The organism is Streptomyces aureus, assembly GCF_001418135.1.
In the GTDB taxonomy this organism is placed as follows: domain Bacteria; phylum Actinomycetota; class Actinomycetes; order Streptomycetales; family Streptomycetaceae; genus Streptomyces; species Streptomyces aureus_A.
This window is the reverse complement of sequence record NZ_LIPQ01000595.1, coordinates 1-8,190: the sequence shown is the minus strand read 5'-3', so window position 1 is coordinate 8,190 and position 8,190 is coordinate 1. Positions and strand designations below refer to the sequence as shown.

General features: G+C 72.8%; 7 protein-coding genes and 1 pseudogene. 2 read left to right on the top strand and 6 right to left on the bottom strand.

Annotated features, from left to right (window positions below; all coding sequences use genetic code 11):
- Positions 1 to 61 precede the first annotated feature (61 nt).
- The 3 genes and pseudogenes from AOK00_RS41670 to AOK00_RS34690 form a co-directional block, all read right to left on the bottom strand.
- Positions 62 to 346 (bottom strand): annotated as a pseudogene (locus tag AOK00_RS41670) (hypothetical protein); the annotation flags it as partial.
- A 53-nt stretch (positions 347 to 399) separates the two neighbouring features.
- Positions 400 to 1,116: an esterase/lipase family protein gene (locus AOK00_RS34695; protein ID WP_254047610.1), complete on the bottom strand. Its 717-nt coding sequence runs from the start codon at positions 1,114 to 1,116 to the stop codon at positions 400 to 402.
- Positions 1,117 to 1,224: 108 nt separating this feature from the next.
- On the bottom strand, positions 1,225 to 1,779 hold the full coding sequence (locus AOK00_RS34690; RefSeq protein WP_055604105.1) for a CGNR zinc finger domain-containing protein: 555 nt from the start codon (positions 1,777 to 1,779) through the stop codon (positions 1,225 to 1,227).
- 128 nt (positions 1,780 to 1,907) lie between these two features.
- Here AOK00_RS34690 and AOK00_RS34685 point away from each other — a divergent pair, with 128 nt between their 5' ends.
- Positions 1,908 to 3,248, top strand: coding sequence for an MFS transporter (locus tag AOK00_RS34685; protein WP_437441468.1), 1,341 nt, complete (start codon positions 1,908 to 1,910; stop codon positions 3,246 to 3,248).
- Positions 3,249 to 3,304: 56 nt separating this feature from the next.
- On the opposite strand, the gene AOK00_RS34680 is transcribed toward AOK00_RS34685, so the two are convergent.
- Together AOK00_RS34680 and ligA are read right to left on the bottom strand one after the other, a co-directional pair.
- On the bottom strand, positions 3,305 to 3,913 hold the full coding sequence (locus AOK00_RS34680) for a TIGR03086 family metal-binding protein (protein WP_055604107.1): 609 nt from the start codon (positions 3,911 to 3,913) through the stop codon (positions 3,305 to 3,307).
- Positions 3,914 to 4,149: 236 nt separating this feature from the next.
- On the bottom strand, positions 4,150 to 6,231 hold the full coding sequence (gene ligA / locus AOK00_RS34675; RefSeq protein ID WP_055604104.1) for an NAD-dependent DNA ligase LigA: 2,082 nt from the start codon (positions 6,229 to 6,231) through the stop codon (positions 4,150 to 4,152).
- 327 nt (positions 6,232 to 6,558) lie between these two features.
- Here ligA and AOK00_RS34670 point away from each other — a divergent pair, with 327 nt between their 5' ends.
- Positions 6,559 to 7,311 (top strand): D-Ala-D-Ala carboxypeptidase family metallohydrolase, encoded by a 753-nt coding sequence (locus tag AOK00_RS34670; protein WP_055604103.1) that lies wholly within the window; start codon positions 6,559 to 6,561, stop codon positions 7,309 to 7,311.
- Between the two features lie 199 nt (positions 7,312 to 7,510).
- On the opposite strand, the gene AOK00_RS34665 is transcribed toward AOK00_RS34670, so the two are convergent.
- The coding region (locus AOK00_RS34665; protein WP_173861724.1) for a sensor histidine kinase at positions 7,511 to 8,190 on the bottom strand (680 nt) is incomplete at its 5' end.

Genomic DNA, 8,190 nt, shown 5'->3' with positions numbered 1-8,190 from the left:
GAGGCAGAGCGGAACAGCGACCTCACCGGCCTCCACGCGGCGGATCCCGGCCTCCGTCTGCTCACGACGTGCACCGCGTCCCGGCGGCGAAACAGCCGCCGCCCGCACCACTTCGCCGGTGCGGGCGGCGGCTGTTTCGCCGCCGGGACGCGGTGCACGTCGTGAGCAGACGGAGGCCGGGATCCGCCGCGTGGAGGCCGGTGAGGTCGCTGTTCCGCTCGGCCTCGTACAGGCCGTCGGCACAGTCCCTCGGGACGGGTACCGGCTCGGCGCGGGCGCCGATCGCGTCCGCCATCCCCGCGAGCGACGGTAAGCCTTCGAGTACGGCGGCGAGCTCCGGCAGGTGGGAGATCCCGGGACCGTGGGACGCGTGGCCGAGCTGTCCGGCGTGAACGGCCCTCAGGTACGGAGGAACGCGCGGACGCCCCGGGAGACGGTGTCGTCGCCGAGGAGGTCGTTGTGGGCCAGGCAGCCCGCGGCGTTGTTGGTCGCGCCGGTCAGGGGAACGCTGCTGTCGGGGTTGATGACCTCGTCGCAGTGGGACCACCAGGTGGCGTAGCGCACGGTCCCGGGCGTCTCGTCGCCCGCCGCGAGGCCCTTCTGGACGTACGAGCCAGGAGTCATGTCGCGGCACGCCTGGTCCCACAGCGCACAGGCCCATGCGGTGCTCGTGCCGTGGTTGGGGCCGGCGAGGGAGGCCCAGTGGGCGACCGAGGCCTGGCCGGCGGGGTCGTACTTCGCGTACCAGCGGGCGACGAGGCTGCCGAAGGAGTGGGAGACGAGGTCGACGCGGGCGGCGCCGGTCTGCCGCTTCACGCCCTCGACGTACGCGGCGAGTTCGCCGGACAGCACCTCGTTCACGGACCGGTGGGTGTCGTAGCCGAAGGAGAACAGCTCGCCGTCGGTGTAGCCGTCGGCCTTGAAGTCCTCACGCAGGCCGCCCCATACGCCGGGGTCGGCGTTGTAGCCGTGGACGAACACGACCGGCGTGTGGGTGGCCGCGCTCCGGACGGGCTCCTGGGCTCGGACCGTGGCGGTGGGCACGAGCAGGGACACGGCGGTGGCGAGCATCGGGACGGCGATCCTGGCGACGATCCGGGCACCGGGCTTCAACACACTTCCCCCTACGACGTGTTACGCACGAGTAGTCAGGAGAATGGTGGGGCCTCGGGGCAGCGAAGAACAGCCCCCTACGCCAGGAGATCTCGCGGCCCACGCCGCGGCTCAGTCGCGCTGCCGGGCCGCGTATCTGCGCGCCTTCGTACGGTTGCCGCACACGCGCATCGAGCACCAGCGGCGGCTGTGGTTCTTCGAGGCGTCCCAGAAGACCCATCCGCAGGTGTGTTCCGCGCAGCGCTTGAGCCGGTGGATCTGCCCGGTGAGCACGACCTCCGCCCAGGCGACCGCCAGTCGGGCCAGGGCGGTACGCGCGGGCGATCCGCCGGGGGCCGGGGCCAGGGGTGCGCCCGGGGTGCCGAGGGAGACCAGGACCGGGACCTCGGCCAGTACCGCGTCGGCCAGGGCCAGGCGGTCCGGTGCGACCGGATCGTCGGTGTCCAGGGCCTCCCGGATGCCGGCACGCAGGCTCAGGAAGGCCCTGTGCTCGTCGGCGGTCAGCCGGAGGGCGGGCTCCGCCAGGCTCCGGCCCGCCAGCCAGTCCGCCAGTCCGGCGGGCGTGGCGACGTCGTCGTCGCCGCTCTCCAGGTCGACGGTGTTGGTGAAGGCCTCGACGAGCTCGGCGGCCGGGGACGGGTCGAGCACGAACGTGCCGCCTTCCATTGGGGAGTTGTCGTTTCCAACTGTCGTCGATCCGCGATGACAGATGGCCGGTTCCGTACTGCGTTCCCACGATACCCCTGCCATACTGACCACCAAAGAGCTTTAGGGGGTTAGTTATGCATGGTGTCGTGGCAGAACAGCAGTCGGCGGCGGTGACGGGGGGCGTCGGGCTGCCGACCAGGGCGACGAGCACGGCGGCTCCACCCGACCACAGCAACCGCAACACCGCGGTCCTCGTCGGGTTCACCGCTCTCACGAACCTCGCCGACGGCGTGACCAAGGTCGTCCTGCCTCTGATGGCGACTCGGCTGACCGACTCTCCGGCCCAGGTGGCCGGGGTGGCGCTGACCCTCACGCTCCCGTGGCTGCTCGTCGCCCTCCACGTCGGCGTCCTCGTCGACCGGTTCGACCGACGGCTGCTGCTCTGGATCGCCGACGGCGCCCGCATGCTCGTCGTCACGGCACTGCTCGTCCTCGCGCTGCGCGACGCGGTGACCGTGCCCGCCCTGTACGCCGCCGGTCTGGTGCTGGGCGTCGCCGAGGTGGTCGCGCTGACGTCCGCCGCCACGCTCGTACCCTCCCTGGTGGCCCCGGCCGGGCGAGAGCGGGCCAACGCGTGGGTGGCAGGCGCCGAAACGGCCTGCAACGAGTTCTGCGGTCCGTTCGTCGGTGGCCTGCTGGTGGCCGCGGGCGCCAGTGTGGCGCTGGGCTGGACGGGGGCGGGTTACCTGATCGGCACGCTGATCCTGCTCCTGCTCGTGGGCAGGTTCAGGCCGGCGTCGGACGACGCCCACCCGGCGGGCCCGGTCAACCAGCGCATCGCCGAAGGCGTCCGGTTTCTCTGGCAGCAGCGTCTGCTACGGCTGATGGCCCTCGCGCTGACGGTGCTCTCCGCCTGCTGGGGAGCCTGGCTCGCGCTGATGCCGCTGGTCGCCACCTCGCTGATGCACCTCGACACACGCGAGTACGGCCTGCTGCTCAGCGCCCTCGGCGCCGGCGGACTGGTCGGCGCGCTCACGGTCACGAGCGTCAACCGTCTGCTCGGTCGGCGCTGGTCCATGTTCGCCGACCTCATCGGCACCGCCGCCATGGTCGCCGCCCCGGTCTTCTCCACGAGCCTCTGGGTCGTGGCCGGCGGCGCCTTCCTCGGCGGCATGGGCGGAATCCTGTGGACGGTCAACTCACGGACCATCAGTCAGCGACTCGTTCCCGACGCCATGCTCGGCCGGTACAGCGCCGCGGCCCGGCTCTTCAGCTGGGGCGCGATGCCGCTCGGTGCCGGCCTGGTCGGCGTACTGGCCGAGGGGTTCGGGATCCGCACCGCCTTCGCCGTGTTCGCCCTCGCCACGCTCGCGATCATCGTGCCGTTCCTGCGGACCGTGACTCCGCGGACGCTCGCGGACGCCGCGGGGCCGGGCACCGCGCCCTCCCCCGCCCCTGCCCAAGCCCCAGCTCACGCTCATGACTGAGCGTCGGTGAGGCGACAGGGACGGCGGGGTCGCCGTGCCCCCAGCGGCCGACTCCCTCACCGGTCGCGGGCCGCCGGTGGCGTCCAGCCCGGGTCCCGGCCGCTCAGGCCCACCGCCCGGTCCAGCAGCGGCGCGTCGTCCGGGACGGGCACCACGGCCGCGAAGATGCCTCCGCCGCGGGTCTCGTCCTCCGCGGCCGCCAGCAGGAACGCGTGCGAGGCCCCCAGCGCGGTCGCGTCGGGGAGGTACTCCTGGCCGGTGGCCCGGGCCAGGTCCCAGCCGTGGATCACCAGTTCGTCGACGGCGACCGCCGCCGCGATCTCGCCGGGCAGGTCCACGCTGCCCGCACGGGTCATGCCCGTCCAGGCGGACGGATCCCTCCAGGCCTCGGCCAGTTCGTCCAGCACCCGCGGCAGCACCTCGCGCCAGTCGGCGGGGAGGGAGGGCGGAGTCGTGTCGGGGGCCGTGTCCGTCGTGGGCCCCAGGTCCTTGCGGGCCGCGTCGCGGAAGGCCACGGCAAGTCCGGTGAGGTGGCCGAGGAGATTCCGGACCGCGTAGTCGGGACAGGGCGTCGGGTCGGCGAGCCTCGCGTCGGGCACGGCCGCCGCGAGACGGGCCACGACACGGGTCTGTGGCCCGAGGTCGAGTGTCGTCGATTCGGTCATCTTCCGCTCCTCGGACTCATGGGTGGTGAAGGGTGGACCGGGTGCGGCGCGCGGACTCATCGGTCGTCGCGCTCCCGATCGAGGCGACGGCCGCGGAGCGGTCCCGGGCGCGACGACCGGGTGGCGCCTCGGTTCGCGGGCTCTCGGCTTCGGCACGGTGTGTCATCGTCGCCCCGCCGCGGCCCGTGGGGCGCGGCGAACCGCCGCGCCCCCGCCCTCATCAGCTCATCGGCCCATCAGGGCAGATAGTCGGCGACCCGCTCCGCGAAGGCCTCCGGGGTGAGGACTTCCACGCCGAGTTCGGCGGCCTTGACCGCCTTCGAGCTCGGCTTGCCGTTCGCGGACGGGGCTGCCACGAGTATGGACGTCTTCGCGCTGACGCTGCTTCCCGCGCGGCCGCCGGCCTTCTCGATCAGGGCGTTCATCTCGGAGCGTCCGAATCCGTCCAGCGGGCCCGCCATCTTTCCGGTGACCACGACGACCTTGCCCTCCAGCGGGCCGCCGCCCTGGGCCGCCGACGGGTCCTCGGGCTCGGTCATGTTGACGCCGGCCGCTGTCAGCTTGTCGATGACGTGGGCCAGCGCTGCCACCTGCTCGACGATGACCGGGGCCTTCTCCGGTCCGATCCCCTCCACGTCCTGCATCTCGGTGGCGTCGGCCCGCCGGATCGCGTCCATGGTGCGGAAGTGCCGGGCGATACGGCGGGACATGCTGCGCCCGGTGCCGAGCACCCCCAGCGCGCAGAAGACACGGTTGAGGGGGCGGTCCTTCGCGGCCGTGATCTGCTCGGCGAGCTTGGCCCCCCGCTTCGCGCTGCCGGACGCGGCCGTCAGCTGCTCGACGGTGAGCGTGAAGAGGTCCGCCACGTCGCCGACGTCGCCCGACTCCACCAGCGCCGCCACGTACGTCTTGCCGAGGCCGTCGATGTCGAGCATCTCGCGCCCGGCGGCGTACTCGATCAGGGCCGGGAGCGCGCACGCCGTGCCCTTCGCGCAGCGCCACCGTTCCTGGGCCGTGTTGATCTCGCCACCGCAGCGCGGGCACGCCTCGGGCAGCGGTACCGGCGTCGCCCCGGCCGGGCGGAGCGGGGCGACCGCCGCCTGGACGCGCGGGATGATGTCGCCCGCCTTGTACACCGTCACCGTGTCGCCGATGTGGAGGTCCCGACGGCGGATGTCCGCCGGGTTGTGCAGGGTGGCCCGGGTGACCGTCGATCCGTCGATCTCGACCGCGGTGAGGATCGCGGTGGGGGCCAGGACGCCGGTGCGACCGACCTCCCACACGACGTCCTCGAGCACCGTCTGCCGTTCGATCGCGGGCAGCTTGACCGCGATGGCCCAGTACGGGAAGCGGGATCCGAGTCCGGCCGCCTCCTGCTCGGCCGTGTCGTTCAGCTTGATGACCAGGCCGTCGATTCCCACGGGCAGGTCCGTGCGTATCGCGGCGACCGCGTCGGCCTGCGCCTGGGCGGCGGCCAGGTCGGAGACGACGAGCAGGCCCGCCGGGGAGGCCGCGGTCGTCTGCACCCCGGCGTCGGCCACCGCTGCCAGCGCCTCGGCGTGGGTCGCTCCCGCGGGAAGGAACGGCACACCGTCCAGCTCCACCACTCCGTACGCCCAGAACGTCATCCGGAGCCGGTACGGGCGGCCCTTCGCCCTCAGCGTGCCCGCCGTGCCGTTGCGGGGGTTGACGAAGACCTGCGCGCCATGGGCGGCACGGACCTCGTTCGCCGTCTCGAACTGTTCCTGGGTGAAGGCGACCTCGCCCCGGACCTCGACGGTGACCGGTTCGGTGAGCTGCTCGGGCAGGCCGTCGATCTGACCGATCACATGGCTGACGTCCTCGCCGTGCCTGCCGTCGCCGCGGGTGATGACCTGCACCAGGCGGCCGTCGCGATAACGGGCGGCCACCGCCGCTCCGTCGATCTTCGGCTCGACGGTGAAACCACCGGCCGGGGCTCGGCCGAGGCGACGCTCGACGGACGCGCCCCAGGCCACCAGGCCCTCGGCGTCGAAGACGTTGTCCAGGCTCAGCAGTCGGCTGGTGTGGGCGACGTCGCCGGCCGGGGCGGCACCGTCCGCCACCAGGCCGGTGGGGCTGTCCGGGGAGACCTCCGCCGGGTTCCCCTCCTCCCAGGCCAGGACGGCGAGGCGAAGGCGGTCGTACGAGGTGTCGTCCATCGCGCTGTCGCCGTCCCCGTAGTAGGAGTGCGAGGCTTCGCGGAGGCGCTGGAGAGCGGCCTCGTACGCGGCACGGTGGGACACGGTGGGCTGGTCGGACAGGCCGGACAGCGCCTCATCGGCGGGAATCGTCGTCATGAGGAGATCCTCTCGCGAGGGTCTGACAATCCCCGGTGAGCCCTGTGGGAGCCGGTCGGGGAACGGTCGGCGCATCTCCGCGGAGGGTGTCGTCCGTGGCCCCTGGGACGTTGTGGTCGGCTGCTCGAACTCCTGGGGTGGCTTCGCACGTTCACAGAGGTGGCGGGCGACGCTCCGGGGCTCATGCCCTGATTCGTTCATCCGGGCGCCATTGGCTCGACAAATGACGCCTGCTCCCGCGTGGTTGACGCGCGTCGACCGGGCCGCCAGTCTCGGGGGGACTCTCACCCCTGGGTCACCTCGGATTCATGAGGCCATGGAGGATCGATGTTCAGACGCCCCCTGCGTTCCCTGCCGCTCCGCCTGCTCCTTTCACTTGTCATGATCATGACCGCTTCGCTGGGCGGGGTGGTCGCCACCGCCGGCACCGCCCAGGCCGACGGCTGCTACACCTGGTCGCGCACCCTCTCCCAGGGCGCCTCCGGTGCCGATGTCACGGCGCTGCAGATTCGCGTGGCCGGGTATCCCGGCTACGGCGGGGTGCTGGCGATCGACGGCGCATACGGCCCCGGAACGGCGGCCGCGGTCAAGCGCTTCCAGGCCGCCTACGGGTTGGCCGCCGACGGTGTCGCAGGACCCGCGACGTTCAGCAAGATCTACGCCCTCCAGGACGACGACTGCACCCCCGTCCACTTCTCCTACGCCGAGCTCAACAACTGCAACACCACCTGGGCCGGCGGCGCCGTGAGCGCGGCCACCGCCAAGTCCAACGCCCTGCGCACGATGTGGAAGCTGGAGGCCCTGCGGCACGCCCTCGGCGACCAGAGCATCCGCGTCACCAGCGGCTTCCGCAGTCAGGCCTGCAACGACGCGGTCGGCGGCGCCGCGTCGAGCCGCCATCTCTACGGCGACGCGGCCGACCTCGGCGCCGGGCCCCACTCGCTGTGCCTGCTGGCCCAGCAGGCCCGCAACCACGGCTTCAACGGAATTCTCGGCCCGGGCTACCCCGGACACGGCGACCACACCCACCTCGACCACCGGTCCGCCCGCTTCTGGTCGGCGTCCGGCTGCGGCATCTGACGGCGCGACGGCGAACCTCGTACACGGGTGCCGGAAGGCCCGATACCGGATAGCGGGACGCCGTCGACCGCTGACACCCTGCCCGACCGGCAGCGCGGAGGTACTCCTCGTCGGCGGGCGGGCAGGGGTCGGCAAGACGACCGTGGCATGGGAGGTCTCGGCGCTGCCGCGCGCCGCGCGGGGTGTGACGTGTGCCGGGTCAGGCCGCCGCCCGGCGGACGGGGATCGCCGCGGAGAGGACCGTGCCCTCGCCCGGGAGGGACTCGATGGTGAGGGTGCCGCCGAGTTGACGGGTGCGGGTCCGGATGGCGGGGAGGCCGTGGCCGCGCGAGCCCGCCGGCTCGCCGTCCCTCGCCCCTCTCCTCTCCCGCGCGGCAGCGGGTTCGGCGGCAGGTTCTTCAGCCTCGGGGTCGAAGCCGTGGCCGTCGTCGGCGACGTCCAGGACGACCTGGTCGTCGAGATACGTCAGGGTGAGCGCCGCGGTCGTCGCGCCGGAGTGTTCGCGGACGTTCGCGAGGGCGCCCTGGGCGATGCGGAGCAGCGCGGACTGGACGCGTTCGGGCAGTGGCTCGACGGGGGTTCCGTCGATGTGGCAGCGGACGGTGAGACGGTGGGAGGTCTCGCGCCGCGCGAGCTTCCGGAGGGCCTGGTCGAGGCCGTTGCCGTCGGCGAGGTCGGCCGGGGCCAGGTCGTGGACGAAACGGCGGGCCTCGGTGAGGTTGTGCTCCGCGATCGCGGTGGCGGTACGGACGTGGGTGCGCGCAGTCGCCGGATCGGTGTCCCAGACGCGGTCGGCGGCCTGGAGCAGCATCTGCTGGCTGGAGAGGCCCTGCGCCAAGGTGTCGTGGATCTCCATGGACAGGCGCTGGCGTTCGGCGA

Bases quoted from the DNA above. Each gene is read 5' to 3' on its own strand.
- AOK00_RS34690 (WP_055604105.1), bottom strand. From the start codon at position 1,779: ATGGAAGGCGGCACGTTCGTGCTCGACCCGTCCCCGGCCGCCGAGCTC.
- AOK00_RS34680 (WP_055604107.1), bottom strand. From the start codon at position 3,913: ATGACCGAATCGACGACACTCGACCTCGGGCCACAGACCCGTGTCGTG.
- ligA (WP_055604104.1), bottom strand. From the start codon at position 6,231: ATGACGACGATTCCCGCCGATGAGGCGCTGTCCGGCCTGTCCGACCAG.
- AOK00_RS34670 (WP_055604103.1), top strand. From the start codon at position 6,559: ATGTTCAGACGCCCCCTGCGTTCCCTGCCGCTCCGCCTGCTCCTTTCA.